The sequence below is a fragment of the Mycobacterium sp. DL genome, assembly GCF_039729195.1.
Lineage (GTDB): Bacteria > Actinomycetota > Actinomycetes > Mycobacteriales > Mycobacteriaceae > Mycobacterium > Mycobacterium hippocampi_A.
This window is the reverse complement of sequence record NZ_CP155796.1, coordinates 256428-273912: the sequence shown is the minus strand read 5'-3', so window position 1 is coordinate 273912 and position 17485 is coordinate 256428. Positions and strand designations below refer to the sequence as shown.

Sequence of the window (17485 nt, the reverse complement as noted above, 5' to 3'; positions counted from 1 at the left end):
GGGCGAACGCATGCCGAGTTTCCAGACGATCACCCGCACGACACGGCTCATCGCGGGGGCCGGTGCCCTTGCCTCGGCTGCGCTTACCCTCACCGCAGCACTGGCCCACGCCGACCCGAATGATCCGGCGATGAGCCAGCTTTCGCCAGACGGTCACGTCAGGTCGGAGCAGTCGGCAAAGGTGTCGAGTGACGATCTCTGCGTGGCGAACGAAGGCACGCTGGGAACCGCGAGCATTCGCAGCCCAGAGATCGGGGTCCCCCAGCAATCGGCGGAGGAAGCGGGGCCCGAGTGGGTCGGGTCACGTGGGTGGCAGGCGGTGGGCATCGATCCCGCGGACCCGTGGGGTGGGAACTTCGATCCCCAGAACACGCACACAGGTCCGGCCTGCTCACCCGTCGCACCGAATGGCTTCTCGTAGGACCGGCCGATCTGCACGGGTGCGGTAACCGTGGTCGAGGAACCGCCCGACGGCGTTCACCGTGGCCGATGTCCGTGCGGCGTCGGTCAGATCGAATCCGTGGCCGGCGCCTGGAAGCTCCACATAACCAACGGGTTTCGTGGAGATCCGCCGCAGGCGATCGACGAAGCTACGTGCCTCGCCCACGGGGATGACCGCGTCGCTGGCTCCGTGGATGACGAGAAAGGGCGGCGCAGACGCATGCAGTCGTGCCATCGGTGACGCGTCGTGGAACACCGCGGGATGGCGAGATTGACGGCGTCGCACGACGACGCGTTCCAAGAAGTCCATGAAGCGGGCACGGGCCGGTGTCGACCGGTCCTCCCAGTCGTAGCAGCCGTAGATGCTGACCACCGCATCCACCGAGGTGTCGCAGGCGGTGTCCACCGTTGTCTCCCATTGCTTTTCGCCGGCTGTCAATCCCGCCAGCGCCGCCATGTGTCCGCCCGCCGAACACCCCGCGACCGCCACAAAACTCGTGTCACCGCCGAATGAGCCGGCATGGACGCGGGCCCACGCGATCGCCGACTTCACGTCGATGATCTGCCGCGGCCAGCGGTGGCGCGGACTCGTCCGGTACTGCACCGACAGACACACCCACCCTCGTTCGGCCAGGTGCGCCATCAGCGCATGCCCCTGCAGCACCCTGCTTCCAATCACCCAGGCGCCGCCGGGCAGGAACACCAGCACGGGCGCCGGTCCGGTGAGGTCGGGTCGACGCCAGACGTCGAGCACCTGACCGGGTGCGTCACCGTAGGGCACCGAGGCTCGATGGACCAGGCTTCGGTGCCTCCCGGCATGACGCCACGGCGCGCCGGGTTCGCCCACGGGCCAGGGTTCCTGCAGTTCGTCGGCGGGGAGGATGTCGCGGAGACCGTCGGCCATCAGACTGTCGGCCAGCAGTCTCTCGCGTCGACGGCTCGGCGAATTGCCCGGCGCCAGGCGAACTCTCGCTGATTCCATGAAGTCCGGCAGGTAGCGGGCACCGAAAACGCCCAGTGCCGCGATTCCACCGACCGGCTCCAGGTAGGCGCCGATGAAGGGCAGCCGGCCGGGTGCCGCGGCCGCTGCGATGAGGTAGTCGTCCAGGCCCGCACGAAGGAACCATGCCGCGTTCGACCGCACCCTCCCTGCCACCGATGCGGAGCGCTGCGGGAGTTCGCCGCCGGATTCGGACGTCACGGGTTCTGCCCGCAGTTCGGCGTGGTGGGCAGGCCGTCGAAGCGGTCGGTGATCCACTGCAGAGCCCTGGGTGCGTCGACGAGGAGCGGGAACGCGTGGTTGACGATCAGCTTGTTGAAGAGCGGGGGTTGTTCGTTGGTGAAGAATTCGACGTCGGCCCCCAGCGCACACCAGTCGCGGGCAAGCTGTACGGCGGGTCCATAGGGCACCAACGGGTCGTAGCGGTTGCTGACGATCAGTGCAGGCGCATCGGGCTCGAGGCGACCGATGCGCTGCTCGTGGAACAGACTCCGGAACGGCTCCTGTCGGGCCGCGGTCGTGATGTCGATCGCGAAGTAGCGCTGCACATGGCGGAAGCCGAAGTTAGCCATCGTTTCGGCCAGACATTGGTTCTGGGTTTTGGCGATCAGATCCTCACCGTCCGGGGTGAGCGCGTGGTGGATGTTGTCGCTGAACTCGGGATAGGCCGCCATCGCCGAGTTGATGACGTAACCCAGAATTCCGGCGGTGACGCTGCCGTCCAGGAAGGGCAGTAGCTGCGACAGGTCGGCCGGTGGGGCGCCGGCGTAGGCGCCGACGATGTGCAGTTCAGGGGCATAGGTGGGCGCGAGCTCGAGGGCTGCGGCGGTCGCCGCGCCGCCCTGGGAGTAGCCGTAGAAGGCGACGGGGCCCGCCGGGTCCAGTCCCGAGTCGGGAAGCCGTTGTGCGGCTCGCGCGGCGTCCAGGACGGCATGGGCGGAGGCAGGTCGATTGACGTAGGTGTGGACGCCCGGTGTTCCGAAGCCCTCGTAGTCGGTGACCACGACCGCCCAACCACGCTTGATCATTCGTTGGATGATGACCAGCTCGTACTCGAGGAACACGTCGAGCACACGGTTCCAGTAGAGGTACTCGTTCAGCAGTCGCGAGGGCGCGCATTGATCGCCCTGGCCGTGCGTGCCCACGGCGTAGGAGATCAGCGGTCGCGGGCCCTGCCCGGTCCACGGATCGGTGGGCTGGATGAACGTGCCGGTCACCGCGATCGGATTCCCTCGCGCATCGGCGCTGCGGTACATGACGCGTGCCGCTGTTGCCGGCAGTGTGCCGGGAAAGTGGACCGTCGCCGGTATCACCGACGGTTCGGTCCGCACCAGATCACCGGGCTGGCCAGGGGGAAGCGGGGCGGGAGGCAGGTAGAAGTCGCCGACGTACCCATCGGCGTGCGCCTCCGAAACGACCGTGCCGACAACACATGTCAGCGTGATGCACACAGCGACGAACAAGCCCCCGAGCCGAAACATTACTGGACGGTAACAAGCACGAGGTCGTAGCGGAAGACTTTTCTCTAATCTTTTAGAGAATTTGTGTGACGCTGCCGCGCCACCCGGCGCGAGGCGACAGGTAACATCACCGCGCGTAAGTTCACGTCGTAAGTACAACGCCCCCGAGCGTCGGCGATCACTCGCGGACGCCGCGATAGAGCTGCTCGGATCCAAGGGCACTCACGGGCTGAGCCATCCGCGGGTCGACGAACATGCCGGTGTGCCTGCGGGCACCACCTCGTTCTACTTCCGCACCCGTAAAGCCCTGATGCACGCCATCGCCGAGCGCATGGCCGAGCTCGACGCCGCCGACCTGTCAGTGCTCTCCGAGCTCGCCAAGGACACCACCACCGGATACGCAGGCACCGCAGGCTTGGCGAGACTGGTGATGATGTCGAGCAGCGAGCCGTACCTCACGCGCAGCCGGGCCCGCTACGAGCTCGTCCTCCAGTTGAGCCGCGAGCCCGAGCTCGCCGAGGCATTCGTCCAGTTCGCGGCCGGGTTCTACTCGCTGGCCCGCGAGGTGATCACTCAGTGGTACGGCGAGGACACCGAGCCCGACCCAGGCGTCGTCGAAGAACAGGCGGTCGTGCTGCTGACATTCATCAACGGCGTCATGATGAGCTTCGTCATCGGCGCACCTGTGGTCAGCGACGCAGAGCAACTGGATCGGTGGATTCAGGCGATCCTCGGGGGCACACCCCAGCCCGACCGCGACTCGCCGGATAGCCGGTGAGCGCGGGTCAGACCGCGACCCGCAGCGGGACCGTTCGCGGGAGACGCTGTGGCAGCACCACCGAATCCGCGGTGCGTGGCCGGAAACGGTACGCGCGCAGCGCTTCTGACGCGGGCACCGAGTCCGAGTCGATCACGACTGCGGATGCGTCACCGTCGTCGGTGGGGATGACGATGGTGTCCCCCGGGTCGCCGTAGATGCCGTGGCAGTCATCACCGACGCAACGACCGAGGGTGAGATCGATGTCGCCTTCGAACAAGTCGTTGATCCACCCCGCCATCAACAGTTGCACCGCAGGAGGATTCTGCGTTCGCGGGAAACCTGCCACGAGGTAGGCCGCGAACTGGATCACGGGGCTGCCGCCGAGCATGCCGTCCATGTGAACACCGTTGTTGATGACGACCCCGTTGAACTTCCCGGGGCGCGCATCTGAGAGTTCCTCGTTGATCCTGCTGTTCGCGTTCAGGAAGTTCAGCGGGGCGCCGATCTCGTACACGGGGATGTAGTCGCCCGGGTCGTTGTTGTTGCTCTGCTCGAGCTTCTTCATACGGTCCAGCGCATTCGGCATGATCGGGGAGAAGGGGACTCCGTCGAGCAGCACCACACCGGCGGCATCGTTGGCCGCATCCTGCCCGGTGGCTCGGCGGGCCACCAGACCCTCGGCGTAGTGACCTGCGACCCCGGGAGCGAATCCGCCCCCCAGCGAATGCCCGACCAACACGAACTTGGTTGGCACAGTGAGACTCTGCCGGCCATCGTCGAGTGTGGCCGTGGTCAGGCTCGCGGTCAGTGCGGCGCGGTTCTCGTCGAGGAACAGTTGCGCGACGGCCTTGTGGATGCCGTCACCGCCCAACCACAGGTTGCCCTCCGCGAAGGGATTCGAGGTCAGGGTGGTCGCGATGACCACGCTGTTGGTGCGCTCCGCGAGGTAGGCAGCCGTGTGGCTGTACATCGGGCCGCTCGCGAGGATGCCGTGCTGTAGGTAGATCAGGCGTTCCGGTTGGCCGTGAGTGGGGTAGTACCAGTCGGCCGGCACTTCGTTTCCGGGCGAGATGACCAACGTCGAGCTGCTGACGCGGATCGAGTCCCGTAGGGCGTGCGGGACCACGGGCGGGCCGTCGAAGGCCTGCACCAGGGCGCCGATGAAGTTGAACACCGCCGAACCGAGCGCCCTGACCAGTGGTGGGTAGTCCGGCTGGAAGGGCCCGAGGAAATGTTGTGCGGCCGGGACCGGATCCTCGGCCGCCAACGGCACCGAGACCCCCTGTGGAGCGCTCGGCGTCGGCGCTTCCACGGCGATGGGTTCCTGATCCGGCGCGGCCGTTGGTTCAGTTTCCGCTGCTGACGGCGTCACGCCGCGTTTGGGCTCCGATTTTTCGGGTGCCTCGACGTCAGCTTCGGGCAGAGTCTCTGATTCGGTCTCGATCTCCGATTCGGTCTCGATCTCCGATGCAGCCTCGGTCTTGGTCTCCGATTCGGTCGCGTTCTCGGTCTCGGTCTCTGTGTCCGTCTCGGTCTCGGTCTCTGTGTCCGTCTCTACGGCAGTCTCGGTATCTGTCTCGGTCTCGGTCTTCGACGCTGCCGCTGATGACGGATCGGCAACACGCGATCCGCGCTTCGAATCCGAGCCTGTGGAGTCACCATCCTGCGAGGCGCCACGTTGTCGTTGTGGCGCCGACCTATCCGAGTCCGCGCTCCCAGAACCCGCGGAGCGGCGGTCGCGTGTGGCCGAAGGGCCCGGATCCCTGTCCGCGGACGCGCTCGGCGTGCCGCCGTCCGAACCCGCATCGGTGTCCGCCTGCGCCGCCCCGGCACCGGCCAACAACGCCGAAGACACACCCGCGGTCAGCACACCGGCCCCAAGCCATCCCGCCACCCGCGCCATGAGCTCCTCCAGATTCGTTTGGTGAGTGGACGTTATCCCGCCAACAGACATGGGGGTGTGCATTCGCCTTACTCGACGCGGCGGGAACGACGCGCGGGCGGGACTTCGGCGGTCGGATCCGATCGCACGCTGAGCCACGGCTCGTGGGCTGGATGTGTTGTCGGACCCTTCTGCCACGATGGTGTCATGTCCTCGGCTGCACCGTGTTTCATCCCCAGCCCGCCGCGGGGTGCGCGGCTGGAGGTGCTGTTCGACGAGTTGTCTGAGTTGGCGGGTCAGCGTAATGCGATCGACGGGCGGATTGTCGATATCGTCGCCGAGATCGACCGCGACGGGCTGTGGTCGACGACCGGCGCGAAAACGGTCTCTGCGCTGGTGGCCTGGAAACTGGGCACCTCCCCGCACAACGCCGAGATCCTGGTCACCGTCGCCGAACGTGTCGAGACCTTTCCGCGCTGCCTCGACGCTTTGCGTGAGGGCCGGTTCTCCCTGGATCAGGTCGGTGTCATCGCTGAGCGCGCCGCTGACGGCTCCGACGATCACTACGCGGTGCTGACTGAATCCGCGACGGTCTCCCAGTTGCGGATCGCGACGACGGCCGGACCACGCCCCAAGCCCGACCCCACACCCGAACCCGATCCCGATGGTGAGTCCGAACCGCAGCCCCCGGCCGAACCCGAACGCACGATCGCCAAAACCAGCGACCACACCCACACCACCTACCGGATCCGGCTCCCCCACGCCGAAGCCGCCACGGTCGACGCCGCCCTGGCCTCGCACCTCGACGGATTGGTCGCCGACTGGAAACACCACCATGACACCGGCGAACCCGTCTCCGATCAGGCGCCGCCGTTCCCGAGCACCATCGATGCGTTCATGAGCCTGGTCCACGCCGGCTGGGACACCGAGGTCGCCCGGCGCCCACACGGCCAGCGCACCACCGCGGTGATCCACGTCGACGCCGACTCCCACGTCGCCTCGCTGCACCTGGGACCGCTGCTGTCTGACGCCGACCGCCGATTCCTGCTCTGTGATGCCACCTGCGAAGTGTGGTTCGAGCGCCACGGACAGGTCATCGGCGCCGGACGGGCCACCCGCACGGTCAACCGGCGGCTACGCCGGGCGCTGGAGCACCGCGACCGCTGCTGTGTGGTCCCCGGGTGCGGGGCGACCCGAGGACTGCACGCCCACCATCTGCGGCACTGGGAGGACGGCGGCCTCACCGAACTGTGCAACCTGGCTCTGGTCTGCCCGTACCACCACCGCGCCCATCACCGCGGCCTGATCACCATCACCGGCCCCGCCGACCGCCTCGTCGTCACCGACCACACCGGCCAACCACTGACCAACCGCTCGTTGGCCCGACCACCCACCCAACCCCCACCAGCAGTGAACCCCTACCCCGGACCCACCGGCGAACGCGCCCAATGGAAGTGGTACCACCCCTACCAACCCAAACCACCACCCCCGCACGAGGTGAACTAGCTAAACCCGGTTCGCCATGCCGTTGCGAATCAGATAGGGCCGCAACGCCAACAGGTATCCGGCCAGCAACACCAGCGGCGCCGCCAACGGCAGCCACGCGACATTCACCGGCGCCACGACGGCGATCGCCGCCGCGGCCGCAAACACCACCGCGAACAGCATCGTCGGCCGCGTCGGATCCTCATGCCGCAGAACCAGATACGCGGTCGCCGCCAGACCGGCGAGCGCGGTGTACAGCGGCGCCGGATCGGCGAGCACAATGGTGATCACCGTCAGCAGCACCGCCGCGATCGCGCACGGCCGCCACCACCCGGCGATCAGCACCGCGATCAACGCCGCCACGGCCGCGATCAACGCCGCGCCGTCGGCGTGGTAGGCGCCCGCACCGACCATCAGGGCACCGAAAGCACTGGGCAGCAACAACTTCATCGGCGCGATGCCGTTCGATGATCGGGCACCAGGGCCATCGCCTGATCGAGCGTGGCGCTTCCGGGCCAACCGACGATGTCCACACCGACGGTAGCCATGTCGCGATACATGAACGAGCGCTGCAGCGTCCACATGCGGTTGACCAGTGGATCGTGCTCGCCTTCGACCGGGTTGCCTTCGAGGACATCGACAGCGACCACTGCATGGCCGCGCTTGCGCAGATCGATGAGCGCCAACGCGAACTCGGTGTCCAGCATGGTGGAGAACGCGACGACGATCGCGCCCGGAGGCACGGCGGGACGCGGCGCCAGAGTGCCGGTCGCGGTCTCGTAGGTGTCGGCCGCACCGAGCATCGTGTCGAGAATGCGGTAGAACTGCCGTTGCCCGATGTCGGCGCCGAGCCAACGGGTTCCGCGGTTGCCCAGCGCCACCAGGCCGGCGCGGTCGCCGTATCGCAGCGCGCTCTGCACCACCTGCGCTGCGCCGCGCGCCGTCCGCTCGGTGGCGGCGGTCGCCGGGCCCGGTGGCTGCGGATAGGTGTCGAACAGCACGACCACATCGGCGGCCCGGTCCGTCAGCCGCTCGGTGACGTGCAGCCTGCTCCGGCGCGCACTGACAGGCCAGTTCACGATCCGCAGCTGGTCACCGGGGACATAGGGCCGGATGTCCGCGTACTCCACCCCGGGTCCGAGGTGGCGGGTCAGATGGGTGCCCAGCCGGTCGAGCAGATCGGTGCGCGGGATCGCGGTGGACTGCGGCGGAGCCACGGGGAACACACACACCTGCGCGGCGTCGACCGTTCCGGTGCCCTCGAGCAGACCACCGCGACCGAGCACCCGCACCGTGGCCCGGAGCGGATAACGGCCCCAGCGCGGCGCCTGCACGGCCACCGTCGTCACCGGTGTGCGGTCGACGACCTCGAGTTCCATCCCCGGCGGCGCCGAACACACCAGCCTGACTGGTCCGCCGTCGTCGGCGCTCGCCGACACCTCGACCCGCAGCTGTTCGGATTCGAAGCACCGCTGCAACCCCGGCCGCCCCTGCACTTCCACCGACGGCGCCGGTCGCTGCCAGCCGAGGGAGCACAGCACACCGAGCAGCGGTGCGGCGAAAGCGATCAGCTCCCACCTGCCGGCCAGCACCGCACACGCGATCGCAACCCCCGCACAGGTGGCGATCGACCTGGTCAATGGTGAAGCCCGCCAATGTAACTCAGCGACCGTCCGGGAAACGTCACTCACTGCGCTTCCCGCGCCCGCGGCACCGGCAGGCGGCGCAGCAGTTCGTCGACGACGTCGGCGCCCTGCACCCGCCGAACCCACATCTCGGGCCGGAGACTGATCCGGTGCGCCATCGTCGGCACTGCCAGCGCCTTGACGTCCTCGGGGATGACGTAGTCCCGGCCGAGCAGCAGCGCGCGGGCCCGCGCCAGTTGCACGAGGTCGAGTTCGGCGCGCGGACTGGCGCCGACGGCGACCTGCGGATGCTGCCTGCTCGCGGTCGCCAGCGACACCACGTACTGCAGCACGTCGTCGTGGACGGTCACCTGCTCCACCGACTCCTGCATGGCCAGCAGGTCGCGGGCGTCGACCACCTGCTGCACCGTCGGGGGCGCCGATCCGCGGTCGAGTCGACGGCGCAGCATCGTCGCCTCGTCCTGCTCGGACAGATACTTCAGTTCCAGCCGGATCGCGAACCGGTCCAGTTGGGCCTCCGGCAGCGGATAGGTGCCCTCGTACTCGATCGGGTTGTCGGTGGCGAGAACCAGGAACGGTTCGGGCAACCGGTGGGTCACCCCGTCGATGCTGACCTGTTGTTCTGCCATCGCCTCCAGCAGGGCGGCCTGCGTCTTGGGCGGAGTCCGGTTGATCTCGTCGCCGAGCAGCAGGTTGGTGAAGATCGGGCCGCGGCGGAACTCGAAGCGTCCCGATTGCATGTCGTAGATCGTGGAACCGAGCAGATCGGCGGGCAGCAGGTCCGGGGTGAACTGCACGCGGGTGAACTCGAGGCCCAGTGCCGCTGCGAATGACTTGGCGATGAGGGTCTTTCCGAGCCCGGGCAGATCCTCGACGAGGACGTGCCCGCGGGCGAGCACCGTGATCAGGATCAGGTTCAGCGCGGATCGCTTGCCCACCACCACCCGGCCGATCTCGTCGAGCACCGATCCACACAGTGCGCCCGTGGTGGCCGGTTCGAGGTCGGATGTCATAACCGCTCCAGACGTTGCAGGATGTCGTTGAGCGCCTCACGGCCGGGGCCGGGTTCCTGGCCCCCGGTTCGCGAGATGTTCTCCGGATCCACCCACTGCCAGAGCTCTTCGCCGAACAGCATCCGCCCGGTGGCGTCAAACGCTCTCGGGTCCTTCGCTTTTCGGTGACCGGCGGCGAGCTCGAACTGCCGTGCCAACATCGGCCGCAGCCGGCGGTCCCAGTCGGCGCGTGTCGACTCCGACCAGGAGATCAGGGTCTCGGTGCGGGCCAGCCAGCGGCGCAGTGCCGCCCCCACGTCGTCGCCGGCCGCGTCGGTGAGGGTGTCGGCCGCGTCGTGCGTCAGGCGCCACCGCACGGCGAACAGCACGCCCGCCAGAACGACGCCCGTCACCGCGATCACCAGGTGACGCTCCAGTTGACTCACGGCGAGCAACTGCACCACGGCCACCAGGAAGAACCCGGCGACAACAAGTTTCGTCATATCGCACCCTGCAGTTCGTCCTGGACCATCCGCAACGCCCGCACGGCGGCCTCGCGGTGGTCCTCGTTCATCACGTGCGGGCTGAACCGCGCTTCTTCGAACAGGTCGACCAGTTCGGCCGCGCTGTCAGCGCGCAGGGCGTGCCGCTGCACGGCGCGGGCCAGCACCTCGGAGGGGGTGTCGGAATCCTGCGGAGTGGTGCCGGGCGACTTCGCCAGTTCCCGTTCCATCGCCGCATAACAGGCGATGATCGCCTCGCGGGGGTCGCGGCTGCGATCCCCGATCTCGGCCAGGCCGAGTTCGGTCGCCCTCGCGAGATCCGGGCCGGCCGAACGGGTTTGGGGTAATGGAGCCGGATCGTCGGGGGTCTGCAGCGTGGGCGTGCGGCGTCTGCGGCCGATGATCGTCGCGAGAATCGAGAGCACGAGCAGCACGATCGTGGCCGCGGCGAGGTAGCCGAAGACGTCGCCGCCATCGGCCGGCGGGGTCGGTGGCTCGACGTCGGTGCCGCCCACGTCCTGTATCTCACCGGATTCGGGGTCCGCCGCCGGCACCTCGTCGACGGCGAAGCCGGATCCCCACCGCATCAGCAGCAGGACCACCAGCAGCCATGCCAGCAGGCCACCGGCCGCGATCAGCAGCAGCCGCCACGGCACGCCGACCCACTCACCGCGGTATTCGCGGGGCAGTTCGCCTGCGCTCTGGGCTGCTGTCCGGCGCCGCGACTGGGTGAGCACCGAGATCGTGATGACGGTGATCGACACAGCCAGCATGGCGGCGACGGCGATGAGGCTTCCCGGCCCGCTGGTCGCGGGTTCGCCGGGATCGGAAGCCGGTTCGGCGCCGGGCAGGTAACCGCGCAGCGCGACGATGGCGAGCACCAGCAGCGCGACCACGGCGACTGTGCGTGTTACCGCCCTGTCGTCACCGGGCATCGGCCCATCCTCGGCTGCATGCCGACGACCGGGGCGGCCGTCGGCCTGCCCTCATCGTGGCACGGGCCCGGTGTCGCCCGCCGGGAAAGCGCGGGGGCTATCCGGTCAGAACATCTGCCAGTCGGACGCGCCATCGGGCTGGGTGTACATTCCGCCGTCGGTGTTCTTGATGACCACTGCGTCACCGCTGCCGAAGTTCTGCTTGAACCACGCCGCATCCTCTGCGCTGAGGTTGATGCAGCCGTGGCTGACGTTGCTGTACCCCTGCGAGCCCTCCGACCACGGCGCGCCGTGGACGAAGATGCCGCTGTTGTCGATCCGGACCGCGTCCTTGACCTTGAGCTTGTAGCCCTCACCGGACGGGTCGTCGACCGGCACGCCGTACGTCGAGGAGTCCATGACGATGTCGTCGAACTTCTCCAGCACGTAGTAGGTGCCGTTCTTGGTCTCGTACCCGGACTTGCCCAGCGACACCGGGAAGGTCTTCTCGACCTCGCCGTTGCGCACGACCTCCATCTGCTTGGTCGTGTCGTCGATGGTGGCCACCAGCTGCTCGGGCACGGTGAAACTGGACTTGGTGCCCGCGGCATCGATGTTGACGACCGTGCCTGCCGGCCAGAAATCCTGGGGCCGCCAGCGCACCTGGGTGTCGCTGGTCCAGTAGAACCGGCCCGGCACCGCCGGGGTGGACGAGATGTGGATCGCGTCCTCGGCCATCTGCCGGTTGGCGATGGGCCGCTGGAAGTTGATGTAGATCGGCTTGGCGGCGCCCGCGATGGACCCGTTGACCGGGTTGAACGACGGCGGCACGAACGGCGGTTCACCGACGAACGGCGTCGGGTTCTGTCCGGCGGGGGTGCCCTCGGGGATGGCCATCGGTTGCGCCTGCGGCGGCGCCAACGGATTGCCCAGGCCCGGGAAGACGAAGGGGTTGGCCGGCGGAGGCGGCGCGATCGGGTTCGGCGCCGGGGGCGGCGGTGGTGGCACCCCGGGTTGCGCAAGCGCCGAGGGCGCGCTCAGCGACAGCCCGGCGACGACGGTGGCCGCCATGATCGTGACGATCAATCGACGTCTGTTTCCCTGTCGCATGCAAGTACCTCCAGTTCAGCGACTCAACCCAGTGTGGCACAGCACGACGCTCGGCCACACTCGTGAGAGCTTCGGTCCCGCCCCGGTCAGGGCGCTGAGCTGCACTGATATCGGCGGCGGGGGCCCAGACGTTACAAGCTGGAAGATCGCTGCATCCCGATTTTCCGGCTAGCCGCGGGACCGGCCGTCGCGCTTGGCCTGGCGGCGCGCCCCGGTCGCCTTCGTGCTCGCTTCGCGCTTCTTGCGGCCGGGAGAGTTCCGCGTCGTATCGGTTCGCGCCGGTCGCTTCGCAGTGCTCGCGCCTTTTCGGGCCGAGGCCCTGCGGGCCGGAGCCGCCGGTGGGGCCGCATTCTCGGCGCGCACCAACGCAAGCCGCTCTTCCTTGAGCGACCGGGCACTATCGCGGGCTGCCGCACTCACCTGGCGGCTCACCCGGGCGAGGGCCTCCTCGAAGACCTCGGCGCGGGCGGCATTGCGCAGATTGGCGCCGCGCGCGGCTCCGCGGGCCCCCTTTTGTGAGACCCGGGCCGCACCACCACGCCGATAGATCCCCACATGCTTGTTGCGGGCTCGACGGACGCGGGAGTGCAGTTCGAGCAGCTCGTCCTCGTCGAGACCGGTGAGTTCAGCCGGTTCGGTCGAACGGACGAGGAGAAGATCGGATTCGCTCAACGATTCCAGAAGCTTGCTCGAGGCCATCGCCAGATCCTATGCACGCTGACCGCGGAAAATAGGCGATATCGATCCTCGGGCATGCTGAGTTGATGATCGTGGCCTTCAGCATCAGTCCCTCCGGCGGCGACGAGACCGGGGGTGTCAGTCTCGCGGTCGCCGAAGCGGTCCGGATCGTGCGCGCCTCCGGGCTGCCCAACGAGACCAACGCGATGTTCACCAACATCGAGGGCGAGTGGGACGAGGTGATGGCCGTCGTGAAGCAGGCGGTGGACGCCGTCGCCGCCGTCGCCCCACGGGTCAGCCTGGTGATCAAGGCCGATATCCGGCCCGGCTACACCGGCCAGCTCACCGCGAAGGTGCAGCGCATCGACGACGCACTGGGCAGCTAGGACCGCACCAGCCGGGCGATCGCCGCCGATGCCTCCGCGAGCTTGGCGTCCGCGTCCGAGCCACCCGCAGCGACCGCGTGGGTCACGCAGTGGCCGAGGTGCTCGTCGAGCAACCCGAGGGCGACAGACTGCAGCGCGCTGTTGACCGCGCTGATCTGCGTGAGGATGTCGATGCAGTACTTGTCCTCGTCGATCATCTTCGCGATGCCGCGGACCTGACCTTCGATGCGGCGCAACCGCTTGGCGTAGTTCTCCTTCTGCGCCGAGTAGCCGTGCACGTTCGCATCCCCCGCCTCCACCGATGGGTTCTCACTCACGGCTGCCCTCCAGCATCTGCTTCATCTGTCCGATCTCGGCTTCCTGCATCCGCACCATCGTCTCGGCCATCGCGATCGCGTCGATGTTCTCTCCGTTGGCGATCTCGGCCTTCGCCATCTCGATCGCCCCCTGGTGGTGGCTGATCATCGACTCCAGCCACAGTGTGTCGAACTCTGTGCCGCGCAGCGACTCCAACCGCGTCATCGTCGCGTCGTCGACCATCCCCTGCATGGCCTGCCCGTGTCCGGCGTGGCCCTCGCCGTCGGAGTCGACGCCCGCCTCCGGGTTCTCGTTCCACTGCACCAGGAACACGTTCATGATGTTGATCTCGGGCTGCTGCGTCGCGGCGATCTGGCCTGCCAGCGCGGCCAATTCCGGGTTGGTGGAGCGGTCGGGCACCAGGTTCGACAGCTCGATGGCCTGTTTGTGATGCGGAATCATGTTGGTGGCGAACGCGACATCGTCGGCGTTGTAACCCGCGGGCTCCCCGGTGATCACCGCCGTCTCGGGAATCCCGGAGCCGCCGCCGTCGTCTGCGGAATCCTCCGGGGCGCTGCAGCCGGCAAGCAGGACGGCAGTGGCCACAGCGGCGAAGGCGGCGGCAAGACGTGCGGGGACAGAACGCATGCGACCAGGGTACTAGTACCCCACGGGGGTATTAATAACGGTTTGTCCGGTGCAAACACCCGGGGGCATACTTGGCCGCATGCCTTCAGGTCCCGACACCAAGCCAAGAAGCCGCGACGTCACCGACGGCCTCGAGAAGACCGCCGCCCGCGGGATGCTCCGGGCCGTGGGTATGGGCGACGACGACTGGGTGAAGTCGCAGATCGGCGTCGCGTCGTCGTGGAACGAGATCACCCCGTGCAACCTGTCGCTGGACCGGTTGGCGAAGTCCGTGAAGGACGGCGTGCACGCCGCCGGCGGCTTCCCGATGGAGTTCGGCACGATCTCGGTGTCCGACGGCATCTCGATGGGCCACGAGGGCATGCACTTCTCGCTGGTCAGCCGCGAGGTGATCGCCGACAGCGTCGAGACCGTGATGATGGCCGAGCGCCTCGACGGTTCGGTGCTGCTGGCGGGCTGCGACAAGTCGCTGCCCGGCATGCTGATGGCCGCCGCCCGTCTCGACCTGGCCAGCGTGTTCCTCTACGCCGGTTCGATCATGCCCGGCAAGGCGACACTGACCGACGGCACCGAGCGGGACGTGACGATCATCGACGCGTTCGAGGCCGTCGGCGCCTGCGCGCGCGGGCTGATGTCGCGCGAGGACGTCGACATCATCGAACGCGCCATCTGTCCCGGCGAGGGCGCCTGCGGCGGCATGTACACCGCCAACACCATGGCCTCGGCCGCCGAAGCACTGGGCATGTCCCTGCCAGGATCCGCCGCGCCGCCCGCCAGCGACCGTCGCCGCGACGGATACGCCCGCGCCAGCGGCGAGGCCGTCGTCGACATGCTCAAGCGCGGCATCACCGCTCGCGACATCATGACCAAGGAAGCGTTCGAGAACGCGATCGCCGTGGTGATGGCATTCGGCGGTTCCACCAACGCGGTGCTGCACCTGCTCGCGATCGCCTGGGAGGCGGGCGTCCAACTCACCCTCGACGACTTCACCCGCGTCGGCGCGAAGGTGCCGCACCTGGCCGACGTCAAGCCGTTCGGCAAGCACGTGATGTTCGACGTCGATCGCATCGGCGGCGTGCCGGTCGTGATGAAGGCGCTGCTGGATGCCGGCCTGCTGCACGGGGATTGCCTGACGGTGACCGGCCAGACCATGGCGGAGAACCTCGCACACATCGCCCCGCCCGATCCCGACGGCAAGGTGCTGAGGGCGCTGGCCAACCCGATCCACCCGACCGGCGGCATCACGATCCTGCACGGATCGCTGGCGCCCGAGGGGGCGGTGGTCAAGTCGGCAGGCTTCGACTCGGACGTGTTCGAAGGCACCGCAAGGGTTTTCGAACGCGAGCGGGCAGCGCTCGACGCACTCGAGGACGGCACGATCACCCACGGCGACGTCGTCGTCATCCGCTACGAAGGCCCCAAGGGTGGGCCGGGGATGCGCGAGATGCTGGCCATCACCGGCGCGATCAAGGGCGCCGGCCTGGGCAAGGATGTACTGCTGATGACCGACGGCCGGTTCTCCGGCGGCACGACGGGCCTGTGCGTCGGGCACGTCGCCCCCGAGGCCGTCGACGGCGGGCCGATCGCATTCCTGCGTGATGGCGACCGGATCCGCCTCGACGTCGGCAAGGGCACCCTGGACGTGCTGGTCGACGCCGACGAGTTCGAGTCGCGCAAGGTGGGGTTCGAGCCGTTGCCGCCCGTGTACACGACCGGCGTCCTGGCCAAGTACACCAAGCTGGTTCACTCCGCGGCGACCGGCGCCGTCTGCAGCTAGCAGCAAGTAACCGAGCAGGGACCAAGCCAGCCGATTCGACACTGTGCGGACCCGAGTCGTGAGAACATCACGTTCTGCAGATGCCCGCACCCCCGGTGGAGATTGCATGATTCGCACGGTTGCCGCGACCTCGGCAGCGCTGTCCGTCCTCGGCGCCTGTCTGTCGGCGCCCTCGGCGGCCGCCGCCGAGGGGGATCAGACCATCAGTGTCCAGAACGGGCAGATTCGTTGCCTGCTCAGTAGCAACTACCAGGATCTCGGCCGCCCGATGGCGATCTGCGGCAGATCCGACGGCGGAACCTTCGCGGTATCGCGGCCGCCGCTCAATCTCGCGGCGGTGCGGGCGACCGGGGAAATGTTTTTCGCAGCGGGAACGATTCCCGGTCCCGAATCGGCCGATGTGGTGTTGGGCACCGGCCAGACGTACGGCGCAAACGGTTGGACCGTCACCACACAGGACCTACGGACCTTGATCACCTACGACGACGGCGGCCACGGAATGCGGGTCAACCCGGTGGAGGCCGGCGCCGTCTGGGTGTGACGCCCGACCAGAAGCGTTTCCGAACACCGGTTCCTGGCGACCCGACACCGACCGTCACACATCGCCGCTACAAAGGACGTTGATGCAGAACCGACTCAGGATCGCCGGCAGCACAGCAGCTGTGCTCGCAGCTCTCACGTTCGCCCAGGTGCCGGTCTCCCACGCCTGGGGCGAATATCCGGTGGCCAGCCCCGGGGCCTATCTGGTGAGCACGAGCCTCGCCGGCAACGGACAGCCCTTCCAGTGCACGGCAGGGTTCACCGTCCGTACGCCCAGCGGAGCACCGGGAATGCTCACGGCGGGGCACTGCGACCGCGACCCGGTCAACGACACCGTGCTGCAGCGGACACCGACGGGCGACCGGATGATCGGGCACTACGTGCGGTGGGAGGTGACACCCGGCGGGCGTGACATCGGTCTGGTGGATCTCGCCGGCAGCTCGGTTCCGCTGGTGAGCCAGGTGGATGCGATGAACGTGTCCCGCGTGATGAGCGCCGACGACGTTCGACGCGAGCAGCCGCAGCTGTGCAAGTCCGGTGCGCGCACCGGGGTGTCCTGCGGCCCGGTCACCGCGGTCACCGAGACGCAGGTGTCTTTCCGTGCCTGGGACGACCTCGGTGACTCCGGCGCTCCGGTATACGCGCGCCAGGCCGACGGAACCGTCGCAGCCGTGGGAATCCTGTTCGCGCACAGCGACGACGTGTTCGGGCGCATCGTGCACGCCACCCTGGTTGCGCCGGTCATGGCCGAATGGGGACTTGCGAACTGGGCTTGAACAATTCCGAGGCCGCTAACCGCTCGGAACTGATTGTCGGTCAACGTCTCTCGTAATTCGATCGTGGCGATACACCGGTAACCACTGGTGCCGTCCGTTCGGGAACGGCCTCGAAACGGTCGTTGATGTCGGCGTTCAAGAAGTGATGACGGTCGAGCAGGCGATGACGAAAGCATCTCGTTCAGGTTGA

At 67.9% G+C, this 17485-nt stretch carries 18 protein-coding genes; 6 read left to right on the top strand and 12 right to left on the bottom strand.

The window, feature by feature from the left end:
• Nucleotides 1-391: 391 nt before the first annotated feature.
• Together ABDC78_RS01350 and ABDC78_RS01345 are read right to left on the bottom strand one after the other, a co-directional pair.
• Nucleotides 392-1597 (bottom strand): alpha/beta hydrolase, encoded by a 1206-nt coding sequence (locus ABDC78_RS01350; RefSeq protein WP_178357255.1) that lies wholly within the window; start codon nt 1595-1597, stop codon nt 392-394.
• A 41-nt stretch (nt 1598-1638) separates the two neighbouring features.
• A complete protein-coding gene (locus ABDC78_RS01345) occupies nt 1639-2922 on the bottom strand; it encodes a lipase family protein (RefSeq protein ID WP_178357248.1) in 1284 nt (427 codons plus the stop codon).
• 181 nt (nt 2923-3103) lie between these two features.
• Between ABDC78_RS01345 and ABDC78_RS01340 the strand changes: the two genes are divergently transcribed.
• On the top strand, nt 3104-3679 hold the full coding sequence (locus ABDC78_RS01340) for a TetR family transcriptional regulator (RefSeq protein WP_178357254.1): 576 nt from the start codon (nt 3104-3106) through the stop codon (nt 3677-3679).
• A gap of 7 nt (nt 3680-3686) precedes the next feature.
• Here the strand turns inward: ABDC78_RS01340 and ABDC78_RS01335 are convergent, their stop codons facing one another.
• Nucleotides 3687-5564 carry an alpha/beta hydrolase gene (locus ABDC78_RS01335; protein WP_178357247.1) on the bottom strand — a complete coding sequence of 626 codons (1878 nt, stop codon included), beginning with the start codon at nt 5562-5564 and terminating at the stop codon, nt 3687-3689.
• Between the two features lie 186 nt (nt 5565-5750).
• Between ABDC78_RS01335 and ABDC78_RS01330 the strand changes: the two genes are divergently transcribed.
• Nucleotides 5751-7049, top strand: coding sequence for an HNH endonuclease signature motif containing protein (locus ABDC78_RS01330; protein ID WP_347133288.1), 1299 nt, complete (start codon nt 5751-5753; stop codon nt 7047-7049).
• Here ABDC78_RS01330 and ABDC78_RS01325 read toward each other — a convergent pair whose 3' ends face one another.
• The 7 genes from ABDC78_RS01325 to ABDC78_RS01295 form a co-directional block, all read right to left on the bottom strand.
• Complete coding sequence (locus ABDC78_RS01325) at nt 7050-7478, bottom strand: hypothetical protein (RefSeq protein ID WP_178359746.1); 429 nt, start codon at nt 7476-7478, stop codon at nt 7050-7052.
• Entirely contained in the window at nt 7475-8668 is a 1194-nt protein-coding gene (locus tag ABDC78_RS01320) for a DUF58 domain-containing protein (RefSeq protein ID WP_218620942.1), read from the bottom strand. The genes ABDC78_RS01325 and ABDC78_RS01320 overlap by 4 nt, the downstream gene beginning before the upstream one ends.
• A gap of 47 nt (nt 8669-8715) precedes the next feature.
• The gene (locus tag ABDC78_RS01315; protein WP_178359748.1) at nt 8716-9687 is read right to left on the bottom strand and encodes a MoxR family ATPase; all 972 of its coding nucleotides are present in this window, start codon (nt 9685-9687) and stop codon (nt 8716-8718) included.
• Nucleotides 9684-10169, bottom strand: coding sequence for a hypothetical protein (locus ABDC78_RS01310; protein ID WP_178359749.1), 486 nt, complete (start codon nt 10167-10169; stop codon nt 9684-9686). Before ABDC78_RS01310 ends, ABDC78_RS01315 begins: the two co-directional genes overlap by 4 nt.
• Nucleotides 10166-11104 (bottom strand): DUF4129 domain-containing protein, encoded by a 939-nt coding sequence (locus ABDC78_RS01305; RefSeq protein ID WP_178359750.1) that lies wholly within the window; start codon nt 11102-11104, stop codon nt 10166-10168. Before ABDC78_RS01305 ends, ABDC78_RS01310 begins: the two co-directional genes overlap by 4 nt.
• A gap of 105 nt (nt 11105-11209) precedes the next feature.
• Complete coding sequence (locus ABDC78_RS01300; protein WP_178359751.1) at nt 11210-12193, bottom strand: L,D-transpeptidase; 984 nt, start codon at nt 12191-12193, stop codon at nt 11210-11212.
• A gap of 168 nt (nt 12194-12361) precedes the next feature.
• The gene (locus ABDC78_RS01295; RefSeq protein WP_178359752.1) at nt 12362-12892 is read right to left on the bottom strand and encodes a hypothetical protein; all 531 of its coding nucleotides are present in this window, start codon (nt 12890-12892) and stop codon (nt 12362-12364) included.
• A 65-nt stretch (nt 12893-12957) separates the two neighbouring features.
• On the opposite strand from ABDC78_RS01295, the gene ABDC78_RS01290 reads away from it, so the two are divergent.
• Entirely contained in the window at nt 12958-13257 is a 300-nt protein-coding gene (locus ABDC78_RS01290; protein WP_178359753.1) for a thiamine-binding protein, read from the top strand.
• Here ABDC78_RS01290 and ABDC78_RS01285 read toward each other — a convergent pair.
• Both ABDC78_RS01285 and ABDC78_RS01280 read right to left on the bottom strand, forming a co-directional pair.
• Nucleotides 13254-13535, bottom strand: a complete 282-nt coding sequence (locus ABDC78_RS01285) for a metal-sensitive transcriptional regulator (RefSeq protein WP_347133555.1) — start codon at nt 13533-13535, stop codon at nt 13254-13256. The two genes, ABDC78_RS01290 and ABDC78_RS01285, sit on opposite strands and share 4 nt — an antisense overlap.
• 31 nt (nt 13536-13566) lie before the next feature.
• Nucleotides 13567-14202, bottom strand: a complete 636-nt coding sequence (locus tag ABDC78_RS01280) for a DUF305 domain-containing protein (RefSeq protein WP_178359754.1) — start codon at nt 14200-14202, stop codon at nt 13567-13569.
• 79 nt (nt 14203-14281) lie between these two features.
• Here ABDC78_RS01280 and ilvD point away from each other — a divergent pair, with 79 nt between their 5' ends.
• The 3 genes from ilvD (at nt 14282) to ABDC78_RS01265 (ending at nt 17295) form a co-directional block, all read left to right on the top strand.
• Nucleotides 14282-15979: a dihydroxy-acid dehydratase gene (gene ilvD / locus ABDC78_RS01275; protein ID WP_178359755.1), complete on the top strand. Its 1698-nt coding sequence runs from the start codon at nt 14282-14284 to the stop codon at nt 15977-15979.
• A gap of 106 nt (nt 15980-16085) precedes the next feature.
• Entirely contained in the window at nt 16086-16520 is a 435-nt protein-coding gene (locus tag ABDC78_RS01270; RefSeq protein ID WP_178359756.1) for a hypothetical protein, read from the top strand.
• Between the two features lie 82 nt (nt 16521-16602).
• Nucleotides 16603-17295, top strand: coding sequence for a S1 family peptidase (locus tag ABDC78_RS01265; protein WP_178359757.1), 693 nt, complete (start codon nt 16603-16605; stop codon nt 17293-17295).
• Nucleotides 17296-17485: the final 190 nt, after the last annotated feature.

Coding starts and splice junctions, on each gene's coding strand:
- ABDC78_RS01345 (WP_178357248.1), bottom strand. CDS start 2,922: ATGTTTCGGCTCGGGGGCTTGTTCGTCGCTGTGTGCATCACGCTGACA.
- ABDC78_RS01335 (WP_178357247.1), bottom strand. CDS start 5,564: ATGGCGCGGGTGGCGGGATGGCTTGGGGCCGGTGTGCTGACCGCGGGT.
- ABDC78_RS01330 (WP_347133288.1), top strand. CDS start 5,751: ATGTCCTCGGCTGCACCGTGTTTCATCCCCAGCCCGCCGCGGGGTGCG.
- ABDC78_RS01325 (WP_178359746.1), bottom strand. CDS start 7,478: ATGAAGTTGTTGCTGCCCAGTGCTTTCGGTGCCCTGATGGTCGGTGCG.
- ABDC78_RS01315 (WP_178359748.1), bottom strand. CDS start 9,687: ATGACATCCGACCTCGAACCGGCCACCACGGGCGCACTGTGTGGATCG.
- ABDC78_RS01310 (WP_178359749.1), bottom strand. CDS start 10,169: ATGACGAAACTTGTTGTCGCCGGGTTCTTCCTGGTGGCCGTGGTGCAG.
- ABDC78_RS01305 (WP_178359750.1), bottom strand. CDS start 11,104: ATGCCCGGTGACGACAGGGCGGTAACACGCACAGTCGCCGTGGTCGCG.
- ABDC78_RS01300 (WP_178359751.1), bottom strand. CDS start 12,193: ATGCGACAGGGAAACAGACGTCGATTGATCGTCACGATCATGGCGGCC.
- ABDC78_RS01295 (WP_178359752.1), bottom strand. CDS start 12,892: ATGGCCTCGAGCAAGCTTCTGGAATCGTTGAGCGAATCCGATCTTCTC.
- ABDC78_RS01290 (WP_178359753.1), top strand. CDS start 12,958: ATGATCGTGGCCTTCAGCATCAGTCCCTCCGGCGGCGACGAGACCGGG.
- ABDC78_RS01280 (WP_178359754.1), bottom strand. CDS start 14,202: ATGCGTTCTGTCCCCGCACGTCTTGCCGCCGCCTTCGCCGCTGTGGCC.
- ilvD (WP_178359755.1), top strand. CDS start 14,282: ATGCCTTCAGGTCCCGACACCAAGCCAAGAAGCCGCGACGTCACCGAC.
- ABDC78_RS01270 (WP_178359756.1), top strand. CDS start 16,086: ATGATTCGCACGGTTGCCGCGACCTCGGCAGCGCTGTCCGTCCTCGGC.
- ABDC78_RS01265 (WP_178359757.1), top strand. CDS start 16,603: ATGCAGAACCGACTCAGGATCGCCGGCAGCACAGCAGCTGTGCTCGCA.